Origin of the sequence: Pseudomonas soli (assembly GCF_021283165.2) — a bacterium.
Lineage (GTDB): Bacteria > Pseudomonadota > Gammaproteobacteria > Pseudomonadales > Pseudomonadaceae > Aquipseudomonas > Aquipseudomonas soli.
Genome location: NZ_CP128543.1, coordinates 310,219 through 328,263, shown reverse-complemented (window position 1 = coordinate 328,263; position 18,045 = coordinate 310,219). Strand labels below are relative to the sequence as shown.

Genomic DNA, 18,045 nt, shown 5'->3' with positions numbered 1-18,045 from the left:
AAAAAACCGGCGCCTGGTGTGCCGGTTTTTTCTTGCCGATCTGACTCGGTCAATGTACTGGTGAAGCACTTTGAACGTGGAATGCCGAGAGCTTTTTGAGCGCCACTGACAAAGAGTCATCATCGAACAAGGCACTCTTGCGGGTGGCAGCTTCCTTTCCGCCGGACCAGTTCTTCAACCCATCCCGAATGGCATCGACCGTTGGTGCCACCCCATCCCGATGAAGCAACCAGTCAACCGTGGCCAGAAGCTCCATACCAAACGGAGACTCAAAGCCATCAATCAGCTCAGCTGTGAACTCCAACGCAGGTAAATAGGCCTTGGCCTCGCTGTGCAAGTAAGTATCAACGAAAGCCTTACGGCCCTCATCGAACCAAATCACATCCAAGGGGCCAGCATCACCGATACGCTTGTCACAATGCAGATAACTACCATCAAGGTTATTCAGCAGATGCTCCAGCCGGTTAGTGTATGGACCGTACTTGTGAGCACTGAACTGCAGGTTGAGCGGGTTGTCATCGGGAGTAAAGCGCTCGATTGAACGTTCCAGGAACCACGCCAGCTTCTGGATCTCCAGCAAGCTGCACTCCATGCCAAGTACCCAATAACGACGCACCAACTCGGCTATGAGCGCTCGGGCAGGGGTAAGCTTCTCGACCCCTGTGCGCTTGGAGACATTCTGATATTTGCTCGTGGGTTCGAAAACCAGCACGTCGGTATCCAGATCCCCCAGCACCACTTCAATCTGCTCGCGCACAGCAGCCCATGGCAACCCACCATTACCCGCACCCAGTGGGGGGATTGCTATGGAGCTCACAGCATTGGCAAGGATGAAACGCCGTAAGTCATAAAGGCCATCCGTGATCCAGGCAAGCTGTGATGGAGAACGCCAATGACGCTTGGTCGGAAAGTTCACAACCCAGCGCGGGCCGTCCAGCTCGCGAACCTCAGTGATGAACATCTTTCCAGTGACGACTTCGTCCGCTTTGCAGGCAGCCGCGTACAGACGATAGTTCTCTACAAAGCGCTCCTTGAACATCAGCGCAATGCCTTTACCCATCACCCCTACGGTGTTTACTGTGTTAACCAGCGCTTCGGCCTTGGCCTCCAGCAGGTTACCTTGCGTAAAGCGAATCATCAGAAATACCACCCAGGTCGAGCATGCACGGGAAGATCCAGCTGACGTTGCCGGACCTCCTGATCAACACGACGTTGCAAAGCTTCGTTGTAGCAGACAATCCCCAGAAGGCCAGCGACCGGAACGTGCCCGTGGATCAAGGCTTCAGCCTGATAGCGTTCCATTTTTCGTGGATCGTCTGGGTCGCGCTTGAAATCCCTGGACTGCAGGATCTGCCAGTCGATCTTGTCCAGATGTTCCAGATCGCTGTAATAGCCTGCCCAGTCCGGATACGCATGAGCATCAGTAAAGACAAAGGGCAGGCCCAGGGAGCGCACATGGTACAGGCTGGAGACAAGAATCACGATCTCCTCGTTCCGACGTTGCTGTACGCCTCGTCCTGAATGGATGTTCTTCATCATCACAGAGAACGGTGTGAAATAGAACGGTACGTAGTCTGCCAGCGTCCCACCGGGATCGATGGGCACCGCTCGCCTGGAACGCTTGCTGATCAGGTCAGGATTGCCAATTCCGACGTAGCCACTGGAGAGGTTCCCTCTGGAAACCGCACACAAGCCGTTGTCCAGCAGCCACGGGAGGTTGTCGCGATGGACGATTCGCCAGATCAGGGCTTTGCTTGGGTTAAGTCTGGTATACGTCATCGGGCAGGGAACATATTCCTATTGGCATCGATCCAGAGGTTCCTGAACCCGGCAACCACAGCTTGCGACCTTACATATCTCCAGATGTCATCGGAAGGTGTGTAGATTTTTGCGAACTGAGAAACGGGGACGGGCCCGGGGGCAAGACATTCTGCCATACAGACATGCTTGCATTCCTGATCATGGTAATCCCGCCGGTCCATAAGATCCCAATCTATAGCTTCGACACCTTCGTCATACCCTAACAGCTCAAAACGACTACCCGATAAGGGATGTCGAGCTATGACGTTCCAGTTATGTGTCTGCGCATGTCTCCTTTCCACAGCGACCAGCACAAACTCTTCATCAGGTCGATTCTGATAGACCCTTCCATCAAACGGATTCTTGGCAAACCAATGAAAGGGCACATACTGCTCAAGGCCCTGCTGACGGCGGCCCAGAATGATTTCCGCATCAGCAATATCGGTGAACTGCTCCTCCTCCAGCACGTTCCGTGGGAGCAGTCCACGCTGAAAAATCGAGGGGACGTTTGCAACACTTGTTAGGTGATAAAGAAATCGTTGAGTGCGGATTGCCATGCCAGGGCTGCCCCAATGATGCCATTAGGACATCATTGATATTGGATCCAATAACATGGCAAATACAAGCTGAATCCGTACTCGAAGTCCTTACTGAATCTGCTCCGGCGTCACAATCACCCAGTTCTTGTCCGCCGTCACCGGCAAACCTTCCTTGGCCTGGGCCGCTGCATTCTTCGCGATCATGCCGTTGAGCTGATCCATGTACTTGGCCTTGCGGTTTATCCACAGGTGGATGCCGCCTTTGTTCACATCGACGCCATGGAACTGCATGTAGCCATCGCTCGTCGGGGTGTCGCCCCCCACCAGCACCGGTTTCTTCCACTCATCGATGTAGGTCAGGATCGCCGCCTGCTTGCCCGCCATCCAGGTAGCCGGCGTCCACAGGTACGGGGTCAACTCCAGGCCCTCGTTGGCCTTGGGATCGTACTGCCCGGCGCTGATCTGCTTGCGTGCGGTGGTCAGTTGGCCATTGGCCCGGTCCTTGAGCAGCAGGCTCACACCGATCACGTTCTGTGGTTTGACGTTGTAGCCGTACTTGGGATCGGAGGCGACCATGCGTACCAGCTCTTCGGACGCCGCCGAGATCACATAGACCTCGATGCCGTTCTCCATCAGCTTGTTGTACAGCTCGGCCTGGCCAGTGAACACCTTCGGCGGCTGCACCTCGATACTCTTGACCTGGTCGCCCTCGAAGTAGGTGCTGGGGATCGGCTTGCCCGAGGCCATCAGCTCGTCGACCTGCTGCTTCAGTTCCTTGAGAGTGAAGCCCGAGAACACTTGGGCCACCCAGGGGTAGCAGACCATGTCGTCGAGTTCGCACAAGCGGTAGTAGTAACTGAACAGGCTCTCCTTGTGCTCGGCGCTGTCCTTGAACGGAATCAACTTGAGCGAGGGATCGAGCTTGTCGCGGGTCAGCAGGCCCTTGTTTTCCATGAACGGCAGCAGCGCCTCTTCGAGGTCGAAGCGGTAGCTGGTGTTGTCCATGTCGAATACCGCGTAGTTACCCTTGTTGGCGTTGGCGGCAATCATCGCGTCGAGCTTCTGTGCGGCTTCGGCCGGCCAGTGCTTGAGCTCGGTGGCCGCCCAACTGCTGGCACTGAGCAACAGGGCAAGGCCGCCGGCAAGGATTTTCGGAGCTGACTTCATATGCGGTTCTCCCAAGGACGTGGCCGCTCAACCCTAGACCTGATTTGTGACAGGCAGGCATGCGCCACCGACCTCGAAGCAACCGCAAACGCCATGTGTATTGCCAAAAACGACCAGGCGTTATTCCATAAACGACTATGCAAATTCCTTTTAGGTATAAATTCGTTTGTTTTCAGGCTGTTAGCATTTCCGTTCGTAATCGCTCACAGAGGCGATGCCTCTTTTGCCTTTTTCCGGAGCTTCAATGAACCTGCCGCTGTCACTCAACCTGCTGGCGTTCCTGACCCTGCTGCTGGGCCTGGCGCAAACCCGTCGCACCGACTGGAGCCTGGCCAAGAAGGTGCTGCTGGGCCTGGCCTTCGGCGTCGGCTTCGGCCTGGTGCTGCACACCATCTACGGCGCCGGGCACCCGGTGCTCAAGGCCACCATCGGCTGGCTCGACCTGGTCGGCAATGGCTACGTCGGTTTGCTGCAGATGATCGTCATGCCGCTGATCTTCGCCTCGATCCTCAGCGCCGTGGCCCGCCTGCACAACGCCTCGGCGCTGGGCCGCATCAGTGTGCTGAGCATCGGCACCCTGCTGCTGACCACCGCGATTGCCGCGCTGCTCGGTATCGCCCTGACCAACCTGTTCGGCCTGAGTGCCGAGGGGCTGGTGGCCGGTGCCCAGGAAAGCGCCCGCCTGCAGGCCATCCACAGCGACTACGCGGGCAAGGTCGCCGACCTCAACATCCCGCAACTGCTGCTGTCGTTCATCCCGACCAACCCGGTCGGCGACCTGGCCCGGGCCAAGCCGACCTCGATCATCAGCGTGGTGATCTTCGCCGTGTTCCTGGGCCTGGCCGCTTTGCAGTTGATCAAGGACGACAAGGACAAGGGCGAGCGCGCCCTGTCGGCCATCGACGTACTGCAGGCCTGGGTCATGCGCCTGGTGCGCCTGGTGATGAAACTCACCCCCTACGGTGTGCTGGCCTTGATGACCAAGGTAGTGGCCAGCTCCAACCTCGACGACATCCTCAAGCTGGGCAGCTTCGTGGTGGTGTCGTACATCGGCCTGGGCCTGATGTTCGTGGTCCACGGGGTGATCCTGGCGCTGACCGGCGTCAACCCGCTACGCTTCTTCCGTAAAGTCTGGCCGGTGCTGACCTTCGCCTTCACCAGCCGCTCCAGCGCCGCCAGCATCCCGCTGAACATCGAGGCGCAGACCCTGCGCCTGGGCGTGCCGCAGTCGATCGCCAGCTTCAGCGCGTCGTTCGGTGCCACCATAGGCCAGAACGGCTGCGCCGGCCTGTATCCAGCGATGCTGGCAGTGATGGTCGCCCCGGCAGTGGGCATCGATACCTTCGACCCGCTGTGGATCGCCACGCTGGTGGCCATCGTCACCCTCAGCTCGGCAGGCGTTGCCGGCGTCGGCGGCGGCGCGACCTTCGCCGCGCTGATCGTGCTGCCGGCCATGGGCCTGCCGGTGGAACTGGTGGCGCTGCTGATCTCGGTGGAACCGCTGATCGACATGGGCCGCACGGCGTTGAACGTGAACGGTTCGATGACTGCCGGCGTTGTGACGAGCCAGCTCTTGAAGCAGACCGACCAGCAGGTGCTGAGTGGGGACCAACATGCTGAGCTGAGTCACTCCTGACACATTACCGGGGGCTGCTGAGCAGCCCCATTTTCAGACCTGGTCCCAGACTTCGAAGTGATAGGCCGGCTTGTCCGCTTCGGACTGCGCCTCGCTTGAGGTCAACTGCCACTGCCCGTTGTCGAATTCCGGGAACCAGGCATCACCCTGCGGCGACAATTCCACCCGGGTCAGGTACATCCGGCTCACCAGCCCTTTCTCCAACGCCTGCCCATACAGCTGCGCACCGCCAATCAGCATCAATTCCCCGACGCCCTGCTGCCGCGCCCACTGCTCGGCGCGCACCAGTGCCGCCTCCAGCGAGGCGAACACTTCGGCACCGGCCAGTTGCAGCCCCGGCTGACGGCTGACGACGATATTCAGCCGCCCCGGCAATGGCCGGCCCAGCGAATCCCAGGTCTTGCGCCCCATGATGATCGGCTTGCCCAGGGTAGTGGCCTTGAAGTACTTGAAGTCCCCCGGCAGGTGCCAGGGCATGGTGTTGTCGATGCCGATCACACGGTTCTCGGCGAGCGCCGCGATCAGGCTTAGGGGGAGTGATGTATTCATGCCGGCGAGGATAGCACCGGGCGCGTGGGTTATGCTTGCGGCCAGACCTGTGCAATGGAAGAGCTTGTGACTGCACCCACTCCACTCGACAAGCGCTGGCTCACCGAAGCGGTACGCCTGCGCGAGGAACACGCCGGCCCCCTGGAAGACCAGGAAGCCAACCGCCGCGCCCGCCACCAAGGCGGCGACCTGGCCACGCGCATCGAGGCACGCGCCTTGTGGCTGGCCGAGCGCGACGGCATGGACACGGCGCTGCACCACTGGAAGCAGGGCGCACGGCTGGCATTGCTGAGCTTGATGGTCCTGGCCTTGTTCAGTGGCGCCGGCCTGGGGCTGGCGGCCCTGGGCGACGGCCAGCGGCCGGTGAACGTGTTCTGGGCCCTTGGCAGCCTGCTCGGGCTGAACCTCGTGCTGCTGCTCGGCTGGGCCGTGGGTTTCTTCTTCGCCGGTGAGCATGGCGCGGCGCTGGGCCGCCTGTGGCTGTGGCTAAGCGAGCGTTTTGCCCGTGACGCCAAGGCCGCGCAACTGGCCCCCGCGCTGCTGGTGCTGCTGCAGCGCCAGCGCCTGAACCGCTGGCTGCTCGGCCTGCTGGTGCATGGCCTGTGGTCGCTGGCGATGCTCGCGGCGCTGGGCATGCTCCTGGCCCTGCTGGCGACCCGACGCTACGGCTTCGTCTGGGAAACCACGCTACTTGCCGCCGAACCCTTCATCAGCCTCACCCAGGCCCTGGGCGCACTGCCCTCGCTGCTGGGTTTCGCCGTGCCGGACGAGGCGATGATTCGCGCCAGCGGCGACACCCTGCCGGCACTCGACCTGGCGCGCCAGGCCTGGGCCAGCTGGCTGCTCGGCGTGGTCCTGGTCTACGGCCTGCTGCCCCGCCTGCTGCTGGCCGCGCTGTGCCTGTGGCGCTGGCGCCAAGGCCGCGAGCGCCTGGCGCTGGACCTCAACCTGCCCGGCTACGCGCAGCTGCGCGAAGCGCTGATGCCGCGTAGCGAGCGCCTCGGCGTGCAGGACCCAGCCCCCGACACCCTGCCCCGCTTCGAGGCCGGCCAGCTGGAGCGTGACAGCGGCGGTGCCCTGCTGGTCGGCCTGGAGCTGGACGACCAGCGCCCCTGGCCACCGGCCCTGCCCGGATCGGTCACCCACGCGGGCGTGCTCGACAGCCGCGAGTCGCGCAACAAATTGCTCGAGCAACTCAGCCGCTTCCCCCCGGCGCGTCTGGCCATTGCCTGCGACCCGCGTCGCTCGCCCGACCGTGGCAGCCTGGCCTTGCTTGCGGAACTGGCGCGCAACGCCGGTGCCACGCGCATCTGGCTGCTGCAGGCGCAACCCGGACAGGCCCTGGACGCGGCACGCCTGGGCGACTGGCACGAGGCCCTCGACCGCCTGGGCCTGTCCCATGCCGACACCTCGCCCTTGACCTGGCTGGAGCATGGCCATGACTGAGCCGCTGAAACTGGCCGTGGTCGGCCACACCAACGTCGGCAAGACCTCGCTGCTGCGCACCCTCACCCGCGACGTCGGCTTCGGCGAGGTCTCGCACCGCCCCAGCACCACGCGCCATGTCGAAGGCGCCCGCCTGTCGGTGGAAGGCGAGCCGTTGCTGGAGCTGTACGACACCCCTGGCCTGGAGGACGCCATCGCCCTGCTCGACTACCTGGAGCGCCTCGAACGCCCGGGCGAGCGCCTGGACGGTCCCGCTCGGCTTGAACGTTTCCTCCAGGGCAGCGAGGCGCGCCAGCGCTTCGAGCAGGAAGCCAAGGTGCTGCGCCAGCTGCTGGCGAGCCATGCCGGGCTGTACGTGATCGACGCCCGCGAACCGGTGCTGGCCAAGTACCGCGACGAGCTGGAGGTGCTGGCCAGCTGCGGCAAGCCGCTGTTGCCGGTACTCAACTTCGTTGCCAGCAGCCAGCACCGCGAGCCCGAGTGGCGCGAGGCCCTGGCGCGCCTGGGCCTGCATGCGCTGGTGCGTTTCGACAGCGTGGCCCCACCCGAGGATGGCGAGCGCCGCCTCTACGAAAGCCTGGCCCTGCTGCTGGAAGAGGCCCGCCCTGCCCTGCAACGGCTGATCGATGACCAGCAGGCTCAGCGTGAAGCCCGCCGCCACAGTGGCAAGCGTTTAGTCGCTGAGCTGCTGCTCGACTGTGCCGCCTACCGACGCAGCGTAGAGGCCGAGCCCGCCGCCGAAGCACAGGCCGTCGAAGCCCTGCGCCAGGCAGTGCGCCAGCGCGAGCAACGCTGTGTCGAGGCACTGCTCAAGCTGTATGCGTTCCGGCGCGAGGACGCCAATGCCGGCGACCTGCCGCTGCTCGATGGGCGCTGGGGCGACGACCTGTTCAATCCGGAGACCCTGAAGCTGCTCGGTGTGCGCCTGGGCAGCGGCGTGGCGGCGGGCGCGGCGGCAGGTGCTGGCGTCGACCTGCTGGTTGGCGGCCTCACCCTGGGTGCCGCCGCGCTCGCCGGGGCCATTGCCGGCGGCGCCTTGCAGACCGCACGCAACTATGGCTCGCGCCTGATGGGCAAGCTCAAGGGCCAGCGCGAGCTGACGGTGGATGACGCCGTGCTGCGCCTGCTGGCCCTGCGTCAGCAACAGTTGATACTGGCCCTGGAGGCACGCGGGCACGCGGCGCAGGACAGCATCCGCCTGGCGGCGCCGGAGGACAAAGGCTGGCGCGAAGGCAAGCTGCCCGAGGCCTCGCGCAAGGCGCGGGCGCATCCGCAGTGGTCCACGCTCAATCCCGGGGCACGGGTCAACCAGGCCGAGCGGCAGGAGCAAATCGACGCCCTTGCGGCGGACCTGTAGAAACGGGCTAGCACCTCTTCTTGCGCAGTTCCACCAACAGCCGGCGCATCTCCCGATGCCGCTGGCTGTTGAACACCAGCATTGCCAGTAATGGCAGCACCAGCGCCGCGAGCTGCAACACTGTATGCAGACTGCTCTCGATCAAGCTCAACGCCGTCAGCAAGGCAACCGCCAGCACTGGCAATATCATCCACAGTGCCCCATTCAGCCCGCGAACCATCGCGATATGACCCAGGCACAACAGCACTACCAGCCCACCAGTGACCATCACGGTGTAGAGAGGGTTGTCCGGATGGTTACGCCAGTAAGTGTCGAACCAAAGCGTCGCCGTCATGGCCACCGGAAGGATCGACATGAAAATGCCCAGCAAGAAGACAGGAAAGTAACGGGCCATGAACCGTGCCGAGCTATCCGAGCTCATCGGCGCGCCTGTCGCGCCAGGCGTCTCTTCGCCCGATACTCCGCCAGGCGGATACGCATCTCCCGGTATCGTTGGCAGTTGAGCAACAGCAAGGTCACCAACGCAGCCAACAGGCTGCTGGTATAGATGAACAGGTTGGGACGATGCCCATAGGTCGCAAGCGTGAGCACCATGCATCCCACGCACAGCCCTGCCACCAACCACGCGCCCCATGCGCGCCCGCGAACCACGGCGCCGTGTCCCAGCATGAAGACTGTCAATGTCGCCAGCAGGCTCCAGGGAAGTACCCCGTCCTTCGAGCAGCTTCGGCAATAGGTGCTCCACACCAATGCAAAGGTCCAGGCGACGGCGATGATCGACGAAAAGTAGGCAGCGATGAACACACCGAAGTAACGCTGGAGAAAACCCTTCAGCTCAGGATGCCGGGTCATTCGGTGATTTCCTCGTAAAGCCCTACGGCCATCCCCTGCACAGTACCGCTGCCGGCAAGGCCAATGAAGCCACCCAGTGAGTCCTTGATCAGCGTCTGCGTGGAATGACTGATCTGCGTAGGCGTGAAACGTTTGACCAGCTCACCCGCACTTTGGCGGAGCTTCAACTGCTTGGCCGTCAGGGTCGGATGCTTGATCATCAGCAATTCCGTGGTGAGTGCCTTGCGTTGCTGTCGACTCAGCGAACGGGTCAGCTGATACCAGCTGTTGCCGGTCGCCGCCTTGCGCACCTGGAGAAACTTCAGCGTCGTAAGCCCTGAAGCCCCCACGCCCATCAGCGACACGGCATCGAGCACAGGAGTGGCCGCCTGGTACCACGCCTCCTGGTCCAGCGCGTCATTGAGCGAAGGGTCGGTTGCCTCGAAAGCGGTCCGCACCAGGCCTATCCCGCATTGCGCGGTACTGGCGGTTGCCGCGGCATAGCCTGCGACAGTCAACGCCAAGCTGGCTCCGCCGGAAAACGGCACGGCGATGGTGCCGCTGAACATGACGATCCAGCCCAGCACGGCGCCGGCGCAGGATAATGTGGTGTTGACTGCTTCCTTCACCACCCGAGCTTCGCGTGGGTTGGTCTGCAACTGGTTCATGAACTGCTCGGGCGAGGTGTAGCGAGGCGCCTCGCGCAGAATGATGCGCTTGGGCTTGATGCTGCAGATAGGCTGGAACTCGCGCAGGGTGATGACGTTGTAATCGGCATCGATGTACACGACACCTGCGCCGACGATGCCGGGGTCGGCGTCGATGGCCTTGAACAGCTTCTGCTGATCGATGCGGCCCTGCATGCGCTGGCGCGCCATGAATTGCGAAGTACTGCCCAGGGGATTGGAGAGCAGGTCTGTCACGAATCGTTTTCCTTACACAATGCTCGGTGTCCTCGGGGCTGCTTCGCAGCCCATTCGCTGAGGCTTGTCGTGGCGACGAACCGCAGCGAATGGGGCGCAAAGCGCCCCCTGCTGCGGTATCACACGTTCGGGCACGGCACCGGCGCCCAGTCACCCATATCCGGGTTGCGGCACATGGCGTTGACCTGGTCGGTACCCGCCTTGGCCACCTGCTGGGCCTCGGCTTTCTTGCCGTTGGCGTTCTGCAGGGTCTTCTCGGTGGCCACCGCTTCCTGTGGCACCTTGGTGTTGGTCTTGGCCGGCTGGACCTTCTTCACATCCTTCTTCTTGCCGGTGGTCGCCACCTTCGGCGGCTCGGCCACGGCGACCACTTCGGTGCGCTGCACGCCCACCTGCTTGAGGTCCTGCTCGTAGGCCTGGGTGTAGTTGTTGAGGTTTTCACCCAGACGCCCATTCACGGCAGTCAGCAGGTTGTTCGACTCCTGCAGGCCGGCGACGATCTCGGCCAGGCGCTTGCGGCCCTCGGTGTCGTTGATGCGGCCAGCCTTGCGGTTCTGGATCAGGCTGGCGAACTCGCGCTGGTAGCAGCTCTGCGACGACTTGGCGTAGGCAGTGGTGCGGTCCATGTCGGCCGCGCTCTTGTTGATGTCGGTGGCGTACGAAGCGATGCGCTGCTTGTCGTCGCTGATCTGTTTCTGGCGCTCGGTGTAGTAACCGGCGGCACCACCGACCAGGGCGCCGCCAGCGGCACCGATGGCGGCATTACGGCCGCGTTTTTCCTTGTCGACCAGGGCGCCGGTGAGGGCGCCGCCGACCGCGCCGAGCAGCGCGCCAGTGGCGACCGAGCGGGTCATGTCGCCGTCGGTGGAGCGCAGGTGCTGCACCGGCTCGTAGCAGTTGGGGTAGTACTCGACCTTGGTCGTGGCGCCAACCTTGGACGCCGGCGAGCTGGCGCAACCGCTCAACAGCACGGTGCTGAAACCGGCTGCCAGCAGCAGTGCGGTACGGGCCTGGGATGCGGTAATCAGGGGTTTGCGGGTGAACATGGTCTGGTTTCTCTTCTTGGGTTTCTGGGTGACCGGGGGCTTCGTGCCACCCGGGAGTCCTTTCTGTCGAAGCTGTCCTTAGGGTCGCGGGGCGGCCGATGCCAGCAGCTCCTTGAGGATCGTCGCCGGATCGGCCCGCCGGTTCTGGCGGTACTCCCCAACGTGGCGGACGAACAGGGTGGCGCGGGTGACCAGGCTGTTGCCCAGCACAGGCTTGCGATTGAGCTCTTCCTTGACCCGCTGGAACTGCGCCTGGATCACCGCGTCGGTGTAGCGCGTGCCGCTGGCCAGGTTGTCGATGTAGATCGCCACGGCGCCGTCGAGGGCGGCGCGGCCATTGGCGATGGCCGCGCCGTACATGCGCGCGCTGGTCTGGTCGCCGGCAGCCTCGGCCTTGGCCTGGGTGTTCTGCAGGTTGGTCAGGCGAATGTTGTAGTTATTGACGGTTTCGGCCACCAGGGCGGCGGACTGGATCAGGTTGACGGCCGCTTCCTCGCGCTGGCGGGCGATCAGCGACACATTGCGCTTGAGCTCTTCGTTGACCAGCCCCAGCTCGGCCTGCTGGCGCGGGTCGGTGGCGGCGGCGATGATGCTGTCCAGGCGCTTGGTCGGATCCTGGGCGGCGTCGATGTCGTCGGTCAGGCCGGCCAGGCGACCTTCCTTTTGCCACTGCTCGAACAGTTCCTGGTAGCGCGAGCGCGGCGCCGACAAGGCGCCGATGGCCACGCGGAAACCAGTGGTCTCGTTGCGCTGCTCGGTGCCGTCGACGCCGAACAGCGGGTACTCGCGGCGCATGCCGGTGAACAAGGTGCCCTCGCCTTCGAGGTAGTTGCCGCCCTTGACCACGAAGCCGCCGTAGGCGCCTTGCAGGCGCCCGGCGTTGACCAGCTGGAACGACTCCTGGACCATCTCGGCGGCATTGCCGATCACGTCGAACAAGCCCAGCGGATTGGGCTGTTTGGTGCCGATCGGCATCAGCCGCGCCGCCTGCCCGGTACCACCGGCGACCTGGTTGAATACCGCGAAGTCGCCCAGCGGCCCTTCGCTGTCGGCGCCTTCGACCTTACGCGGGAACAACCGCCCTTCCAGCTCCTGGCGGCTGACCGCCGAACCGCCACGGGCGGCGAACTCCCATTCCACCTCGGTGGGCAGGCGCACGAAGCCCACGCCACCATCCTCGGCCTTGCTGCCTCGGCCGCTGACCGGCAGCAGGTCGCGGTGATGCTTCATCAGCCAGGCGCTGTAGACGGCGGCGAAGCGTTCGGCCTCGAAGCGCGACAGTTTTACCTTGGGCAGACGCCCCGCCGCGTCGTTGTTCGCCTCGCAGGCCGGTGCCGCGTCACCACCGGCCAGCGACGGCGCCTGGGCCATCACCTGGGCGTATTGGCGGGCAGTCACTTCGTACTTGCCGATGAAGTACATCATCGGCGTGAGCGGGCCACCTTTCTCGACCTTCGGCAGGCTTGGCGCAACCGCCTTCTGCCACTGTGGCGCCAGGTCCTGCAGGCTGAACTGGCCATTGATGAAGTCGCGTCGGTAACCGGAGATGAACGACTGCTTGTAGCCGGCCTCGCCTTCGCTGAACGGGTAGCCAAGGTTGACCTCGCGGTCGTCGAGGCTGCCCTGGGCCAACACATAGACACTGCGCAGCACCAGCTCACCGCCACACGGCAGCGGCAGGCTGACATCGCCCGGCAACGGCTTGGGGTTGTCGAACTTGCTTTCAGTCCCCGGCTGCGCCTGGGCAACTGGCTTGGCTTTGTCGTCACCATCGGCCGGGGAGCAGGCGCCCAGGCTCAAAGCGGTCAGGAGCAGGGCGGCAGCCCCGAGGCGGCGATCAGACATCACGTATTCCTTGGCAAGCCTCGATGCGCGCCACCCGCCAGCCGCCCAAGGCGGCGGCGGCGGTGCTGGCCAGCAGCACGGCACACAACGCAACGAGGTAGTGCATGGGCAGCAGGTGGCTGGCGAACTCGCCGGGCACCTGCATGAAAAGTCGGTTCAGGCCATGTTCGGCCAGCAGGTACAACAGCCCCGCCACGGCGGCGGCCAGCAGCCCGCTGTAGAGCGCCTGGAGCATCACGAACAACAGCAGTGCGGCCGTGCCGAAGCCCAACAGACGCAGCACTGCCAGCTCGCGCTGCTTGCGCTCGACCGCCGCCACTGCGCCTGCGGCGATTGCCGCTACGGCGCCGGCCACGGCCAGGCTGGCAATGATCCAGAACACCAGGTCGAGATTGCGGCTGAGCGATTGCACCTGGGCGATCTGCGCGGCCTGTGTGGAAACCAGCAGCTTGCGTTCGGCGAAGAACTGGCGAAGCGGCTCGACATCGTTCAGTTCGCGGGCATACAGGCGGAAGGCCGGGTACACCCGCGCTGACGCGCTGCCTTGCTCCTCCCCCTGCCAGCCCAGCGCAGCCACGGCGCGGCCATCGCGGTAATCCTCGACGGCTTCGAGCAGTTGCAGCGAGGCAAACAGGCCATCGCGCTCGAACGCTGCCAGAGGCAGCACGCTGCTGACCTGCAGGCGCGTGCGTCGCCATTGCATCTGCCCGGCCTGTTGGCGGCTGAAGCTGGCCTGCAGTTCGTCCCCGGCCCTGGCACCGAGCTTTTCCGCGGCGGTAAAGCTCAGCACCACCTGTTGCAGGCCGTCTGGCGGAGCTACCTGCGCCAGCAAGGGGTCGCCCTCGGCGGTGGGCAGCATTTCCACCGTCAGGCCACGCCCATGGGCCGGCAGCAACAGCTCGGCAGTGGCAGCAATCTGCCGGGTGCGCGGAATGGCAAAGGCCACTCGCGGGTGCTGGGCCAGTTCCTCGATGAACTCGGCGCGAAAGCGTCCACCGCCCAGCGGAATGATCTCGCGCACACCCGGGTCGCGCTGCAGCCGCTCGGTCAGGCTGCCGACCAGGCCGAACTTCAGCCCGAACAGCACCAGCAACGGCGCGATCACCGCCACCAGCGCCAGCACGGCGCACGCCGACAACCGCGCATCGTTGCGGAAGTCCTGCCAGGCCAGCCCGGCGATCAGCAGCGGGCGCATCAAGCGGCCCTCTCCAGGCTCGCCGTGACGCCGCCGTCGGTGTCGCGCCGGCAGGCCATGCGCAGCACCGTCAGCCCGGCCTTGTGAGCCAGGGCTTCGTCATGGGTGGCGACCACGCAGGTCACCTGGCACGCCTCGGCTTCGCGCAACAGCAATTGCATCACCCTATCGGCGTTCACCGGGTCCAGGGACGCCGTGGGTTCATCGGCCAGCAACAATGCCGGGCCATGGGCCAGGGCACGGGCACAGCTGACCCGCTGGCGCTGGCCGATGGACAGGGTCGCGGGCTTCTTGCCCAGCTGGTCGTGCACATCCAGCGCTTCGGCCAGACGCTCGACGCTGCCGTCATCGCCGAGCCCCAGCAACTGGCGTGGCAGGCGGATATTGCCGCGCACATCGAGAAAACCCAGCAACCCACCGGCCTGCAGCACATAGCCCAGGTGACGGCTGCGCCAGCTGGCCAGGCGGTCGAGCTGCCGGGCACGCCACAGCCCGGCGACATCCTCGCCGCCCAGGGCAAAGCCCTGCGCCGCGTCCGGCGCCAGCACCAGCGCCAGCAGGTCGAGCAAGGTGCTCTTGCCACAGCCGCTGGGCCCGACCAGCGCCACCCGCTCGCCCGCCGCCAGATGCAGCCGGTCAATCTCCAGGCTGTAACGCTGGGCACCCTGCCCGCGTGTCTTGCGCACCCCGTCCAGACGGATCATCACGGCAGCGTCGACAGCGGGACACGGTACAGGGCGTCGCCCGGCTCGGCCTTGCCGAAGCGCACCCAGTTGGCCATGTCGTTGTGGAAGGTTTCGTACAGGCGGATCTTCGAGTCCAGCTCGTCGATGAAGTCCTCCTGCTCGGCCACCGACAGCGACAGCCACAGGTCCTGGGTCATGCTCAGGGACTTGCTGCGGTACGGCAGGCCGTCGAGGTATTCGCCGAGCACGCCGCCCTGGGCCAGGTTGGCGCCCTTGCGCAACGCGCCGGGGTCGCGGCTCATGTAGGCACTGGCGCTGGCGATTTCGTTGAAGAAGTCGCCCGGCGAGCTGCGGGTCTTGCGCGCGGCATCGACGATCAGCTTGAGCGACTGCTGCAGGTCGTTGAGCTGCAGCTTGGTCAGCATCACGCACACCTGCAGGGTCGGCAGCGTCGGGTTGGTCAGGTCGCGGTCGGCGGTCCAGGCGCTGACCAGTTGCGGCGCCTGGCTGGCGCCATGGCGGCCCAGGAAGTCCATGTGCATGGCGTAGCCGATGGCCTGCGACTTGGCCGCCAGGCTCGAGGCCGAGGTCAGCAGCGGTACGGGTTGCGGTTGCTGGTTGCGCACCTGGTGCACCAGCTCGGCGAAGGTCGAGCCGATCTCGCGCACGCGGTCGCCGAAAGCACCGACTTCACCGCCCGGCACGCTGACGTAGAGGTCGCCGATCTGCGGGTTGCTGTCGGCGGTAAGCACGCGGTACTGGGACTCGGCCGCGCCGTGGTTCTTGACCCCGGCGGGGGTGCGCAGGTGCAGGGCGTAGATCTTGATCTGCTTGCTCAGCGCGGCCTGGCGCACTTCGGCTTCGTTCATCTGGGTGCTGCTGAACGGGTCGTTCTTGCGCAGTGCGCCGGCATCGCTGACCAGCAGGATCAGGCGCCCGCCGTAGCCGGACCAGTCCATGCCCTCGACCGCCTGCATCACGCCGGCGAAGGCGTCCTCGTTGAACGAGTGGCTGGAAACACTGGTGGCCTTGACCTGCGAGGCGGCCTTGAGGAAACGCGCCGGGTCGCGGCCCTGCTCCAGGCTGACCAGGGTCTTGCTCAGGTACTCCAGGCCCGGGGTGCGCTTGACGCTGTTGCGAAAGCCGACCAAGCCGAAGCTGACGCTGTCCAGCTCGCCACGGGCCGCCAGTTGCTGCTGCAGCTCGCTGACCACCTGGCGTACCCGATCGATGTACGGCTGCATGGACACCGAGGTGTCCACCACCAGGACGATGCCGGTACGGAAGCTGTTGTCGCCGACCGCCGCGACGCCGGCCACCTGGGGCGCGCTGTCGCGGGCGCTGGCACCGGGGTCGATGGAGGCGATGTTGAGCAGTTGCACCGGCTGGCCACCGGCGTCGAAGCTTTCGCGGTAGTCGAAGATCGGCATCAGGTAGAACTGGTTCTGCGGCACGGCGCTGGCCGCCGGTTCCAGGGCCATCACCTGGGGCACCTGGTCGGGGTTGTTCTGCGCCTTGAGCAGGCTGTCGCGAGCCAGCGGGGTGTCGTCGAGCAGATGCTGCACATCGTCCACCTGGCGCATGAACATCACCGGCGAGCGGCCCGAGCGTTCGGTGAACTTGAGCACCAGGCTCTGTTTCCAGTCGCTGGTCTGCGCCGCCGGCAGCCAACCCTCGCGCTGGCCGTCGCTGGCGGCGCCGACCTGGACCCAGGCCTGGCCGCCGACGTCCTTGCGCTGGTAGACATAGAGCACGGAGAAAGCCGGCAGTGTCTCGCCCGAGGCATCGCCGGGCTGGGCAACCAGCTGGGCATCGGGCTTGGTCAGCACACGCTGGAACAGGGTCTTCTTGCCGGGCATCAGCAGTGGACGACCGTCGTCCGAGGCGGCCACCGGCGTGACTTTGGGTTGGGTGGGGACCACGCTGTCGGCGGGCGCCTGCACCACCGGCGTTTCAGGCGCGGGCGCGTCATTGCCGCCAAGCAACCAGAAGAACGCGCCCCCCAGACCCAGCGCCGCCGCTATCGCCACCGCCAGCACGGCCTTGGCCGGCTTGTTCGAGGCGGGCTTCACAGCAGGCGCGGGCTTGGGTTCGGACCGCCGGGCAGGCTCGCTCACGGGAGCGGTAACGGCCTGCGAAACATCGATGGACACCGGCAGCGGGATGGCCGGTGGCGGGATCGGCAGCGGGCGAACCAATGTGCTGTCGTTGTCCTCGGCCGGCGCCTGGACCGTCAGACGGTCCAGCGCGGCCAGCAACGCCGCCGCGTCGGCGAAGCGCTCGTTGGGATCCTTGGCCAGCAGACCGCGCAGGATGTCCTGGTAGCGGCCATGTTCGATGGGCAGCTCCGGCAGCGGCTCGGTCAGGTGTGCCAGCGCCGTGGACAACGCATCGGTGCCGTTGTACGGCAGCTTGCCGACGAGGATTTCGTACAGCACCACACCCAGTGCATACAGGTCGGCGCGCCCGTCGATCTCCATGCCGCGCGCCTGTTCCGGGCTCATGTAGCTCGGCGTGCCGACGGCGAAACCGGCCTGGGTGAACTGGGTGCGGTCATCCAGCGACTTGGCGATGCCGAAGTCCGACAGCACCGCGGTGCCATCGGCGCGGAACAGGATGTTGGCAGGCTTGACGTCGCGATGCACCAAGCCCTGGGCATGGGCATAACCCAGCGCCTGGGCGATCTGGCGTACGTAGGCCAGGCCCTGCTCGGGCGTCAGCCCCTCGGCGATCCGCTCCTTCAGCGTGCCGCTGGGCAGGTACTCCATGGCCATGTAGTACAGCTCGCCGACATTGCCGATGTCATGGATGGTGGCGATGTTCGGGTGCGCCAGCCGCGCCAGGGTGCGGCCCTCGCGCAGGAAGCGCTCGCAGAAGGTCGGGTCGGCGGCCAGGCTCGCCGCCATGATCTTCAGCGCCACCTTGCGCTCCAGGGAGCGCTGGGTAGCGAGGTACACGCTGGCCATGGCGCCCTGGCCAAGCTCGCTGTCGATGTCGAATCCGGGAATCTGCATGTCCATGATGT

At 64.8% G+C, this 18,045-nt stretch carries 16 protein-coding genes; 3 read left to right on the top strand and 13 right to left on the bottom strand.

Annotated features, from left to right (window positions below):
- Positions 1-49: 49 nt before the first annotated feature.
- From darG to LU688_RS01380, 4 genes are all read right to left on the bottom strand, one after another.
- Positions 50-1,138: a type II toxin-antitoxin system antitoxin DNA ADP-ribosyl glycohydrolase DarG gene (darG, locus tag LU688_RS01395; RefSeq protein ID WP_094011569.1), complete on the bottom strand. Its 1,089-nt coding sequence runs from the start codon at positions 1,136-1,138 to the stop codon at positions 50-52.
- Complete coding sequence (gene darT, locus LU688_RS01390) at positions 1,138-1,779, bottom strand: type II toxin-antitoxin system toxin DNA ADP-ribosyl transferase DarT (protein ID WP_094011570.1); 642 nt, start codon at positions 1,777-1,779, stop codon at positions 1,138-1,140. Before darT ends, darG begins: the two co-directional genes overlap by 1 nt.
- Positions 1,776-2,357, bottom strand: coding sequence for a DarT ssDNA thymidine ADP-ribosyltransferase family protein (locus LU688_RS01385; RefSeq protein ID WP_110605155.1), 582 nt, complete (start codon positions 2,355-2,357; stop codon positions 1,776-1,778). Before LU688_RS01385 ends, darT begins: the two co-directional genes overlap by 4 nt.
- 90 nt (positions 2,358-2,447) lie before the next feature.
- A complete protein-coding gene (locus LU688_RS01380; RefSeq protein ID WP_023629699.1) occupies positions 2,448-3,506 on the bottom strand; it encodes an HAD family hydrolase in 1,059 nt (352 codons plus the stop codon).
- Between the two features lie 244 nt (positions 3,507-3,750).
- Here LU688_RS01380 and LU688_RS01375 point away from each other — a divergent pair, with 244 nt between their 5' ends.
- Complete coding sequence (locus LU688_RS01375; RefSeq protein ID WP_038707193.1) at positions 3,751-5,142, top strand: L-cystine transporter; 1,392 nt, start codon at positions 3,751-3,753, stop codon at positions 5,140-5,142.
- 33 nt (positions 5,143-5,175) lie between these two features.
- Here LU688_RS01375 and LU688_RS01370 read toward each other — a convergent pair whose 3' ends face one another.
- Complete coding sequence (locus tag LU688_RS01370; RefSeq protein ID WP_038707192.1) at positions 5,176-5,691, bottom strand: dihydrofolate reductase; 516 nt, start codon at positions 5,689-5,691, stop codon at positions 5,176-5,178.
- A gap of 54 nt (positions 5,692-5,745) precedes the next feature.
- On the opposite strand from LU688_RS01370, the gene LU688_RS01365 reads away from it, so the two are divergent.
- Both LU688_RS01365 and LU688_RS01360 read left to right on the top strand, forming a co-directional pair.
- Complete coding sequence (locus LU688_RS01365) at positions 5,746-7,137, top strand: DUF2868 domain-containing protein (protein WP_094011571.1); 1,392 nt, start codon at positions 5,746-5,748, stop codon at positions 7,135-7,137.
- Positions 7,130-8,494 carry a GTPase/DUF3482 domain-containing protein gene (locus LU688_RS01360; RefSeq protein WP_232888117.1) on the top strand — a complete coding sequence of 455 codons (1,365 nt, stop codon included), beginning with the start codon at positions 7,130-7,132 and terminating at the stop codon, positions 8,492-8,494. The genes LU688_RS01365 and LU688_RS01360 overlap by 8 nt, the downstream gene beginning before the upstream one ends.
- Positions 8,495-8,501: 7 nt before the next feature.
- Here LU688_RS01360 and LU688_RS01355 read toward each other — a convergent pair whose 3' ends face one another.
- From LU688_RS01355 to LU688_RS01320, 8 genes are all read right to left on the bottom strand, one after another.
- Positions 8,502-8,888, bottom strand: a complete 387-nt coding sequence (locus LU688_RS01355; RefSeq protein ID WP_160291017.1) for a hypothetical protein — start codon at positions 8,886-8,888, stop codon at positions 8,502-8,504.
- 23 nt (positions 8,889-8,911) lie between these two features.
- Positions 8,912-9,346: a hypothetical protein gene (locus tag LU688_RS01350; RefSeq protein WP_094011574.1), complete on the bottom strand. Its 435-nt coding sequence runs from the start codon at positions 9,344-9,346 to the stop codon at positions 8,912-8,914.
- On the bottom strand, positions 9,343-10,203 hold the full coding sequence (gene ssp4 / locus LU688_RS01345) for an Ssp4 family T6SS effector (protein WP_052062269.1): 861 nt from the start codon (positions 10,201-10,203) through the stop codon (positions 9,343-9,345). Before ssp4 ends, LU688_RS01350 begins: the two co-directional genes overlap by 4 nt.
- Before the next feature lie 164 nt (positions 10,204-10,367).
- Positions 10,368-11,294, bottom strand: coding sequence for a type VI secretion system-associated lipoprotein TagQ (gene tagQ, locus LU688_RS01340; RefSeq protein WP_038707189.1), 927 nt, complete (start codon positions 11,292-11,294; stop codon positions 10,368-10,370).
- A 78-nt stretch (positions 11,295-11,372) separates the two neighbouring features.
- Positions 11,373-13,139 carry a formylglycine-generating enzyme family protein gene (locus LU688_RS01335; RefSeq protein ID WP_232888118.1) on the bottom strand — a complete coding sequence of 589 codons (1,767 nt, stop codon included), beginning with the start codon at positions 13,137-13,139 and terminating at the stop codon, positions 11,373-11,375.
- A complete protein-coding gene (locus LU688_RS01330; RefSeq protein WP_160291016.1) occupies positions 13,132-14,334 on the bottom strand; it encodes an FtsX-like permease family protein in 1,203 nt (400 codons plus the stop codon). The genes LU688_RS01335 and LU688_RS01330 overlap by 8 nt, the downstream gene beginning before the upstream one ends.
- The gene (locus LU688_RS01325) at positions 14,334-15,038 is read right to left on the bottom strand and encodes an ABC transporter ATP-binding protein (RefSeq protein ID WP_038707186.1); all 705 of its coding nucleotides are present in this window, start codon (positions 15,036-15,038) and stop codon (positions 14,334-14,336) included. The genes LU688_RS01330 and LU688_RS01325 overlap by 1 nt, the downstream gene beginning before the upstream one ends.
- Positions 15,038-18,040 (bottom strand): serine/threonine-protein kinase, encoded by a 3,003-nt coding sequence (locus LU688_RS01320; protein ID WP_094011576.1) that lies wholly within the window; start codon positions 18,038-18,040, stop codon positions 15,038-15,040. The genes LU688_RS01325 and LU688_RS01320 overlap by 1 nt, the downstream gene beginning before the upstream one ends.
- Between the last annotated feature and the right edge of the window lie 5 nt (positions 18,041-18,045).

Coding starts and splice junctions, on each gene's coding strand:
- darG (WP_094011569.1), bottom strand. CDS start 1,138: ATGATTCGCTTTACGCAAGGTAACCTGCTGGAGGCCAAGGCCGAAGCG.
- LU688_RS01385 (WP_110605155.1), bottom strand. CDS start 2,357: ATGGCAATCCGCACTCAACGATTTCTTTATCACCTAACAAGTGTTGCA.
- LU688_RS01320 (WP_094011576.1), bottom strand. CDS start 18,040: ATGGACATGCAGATTCCCGGATTCGACATCGACAGCGAGCTTGGCCAG.
- LU688_RS01365 (WP_094011571.1), top strand. CDS start 5,746: ATGGAAGAGCTTGTGACTGCACCCACTCCACTCGACAAGCGCTGGCTC.
- darT (WP_094011570.1), bottom strand. CDS start 1,779: ATGACGTATACCAGACTTAACCCAAGCAAAGCCCTGATCTGGCGAATC.
- LU688_RS01370 (WP_038707192.1), bottom strand. CDS start 5,691: ATGAATACATCACTCCCCCTAAGCCTGATCGCGGCGCTCGCCGAGAAC.
- tagQ (WP_038707189.1), bottom strand. CDS start 11,294: ATGTTCACCCGCAAACCCCTGATTACCGCATCCCAGGCCCGTACCGCA.
- LU688_RS01360 (WP_232888117.1), top strand. CDS start 7,130: ATGACTGAGCCGCTGAAACTGGCCGTGGTCGGCCACACCAACGTCGGC.
- LU688_RS01350 (WP_094011574.1), bottom strand. CDS start 9,346: ATGACCCGGCATCCTGAGCTGAAGGGTTTTCTCCAGCGTTACTTCGGT.
- LU688_RS01335 (WP_232888118.1), bottom strand. CDS start 13,139: ATGTCTGATCGCCGCCTCGGGGCTGCCGCCCTGCTCCTGACCGCTTTG.
- LU688_RS01325 (WP_038707186.1), bottom strand. CDS start 15,038: ATGATCCGTCTGGACGGGGTGCGCAAGACACGCGGGCAGGGTGCCCAG.
- LU688_RS01380 (WP_023629699.1), bottom strand. CDS start 3,506: ATGAAGTCAGCTCCGAAAATCCTTGCCGGCGGCCTTGCCCTGTTGCTC.
- LU688_RS01375 (WP_038707193.1), top strand. CDS start 3,751: ATGAACCTGCCGCTGTCACTCAACCTGCTGGCGTTCCTGACCCTGCTG.
- LU688_RS01355 (WP_160291017.1), bottom strand. CDS start 8,888: ATGGCCCGTTACTTTCCTGTCTTCTTGCTGGGCATTTTCATGTCGATC.
- LU688_RS01330 (WP_160291016.1), bottom strand. CDS start 14,334: ATGCGCCCGCTGCTGATCGCCGGGCTGGCCTGGCAGGACTTCCGCAAC.
- ssp4 (WP_052062269.1), bottom strand. CDS start 10,203: ATGGCGCGCCAGCGCATGCAGGGCCGCATCGATCAGCAGAAGCTGTTC.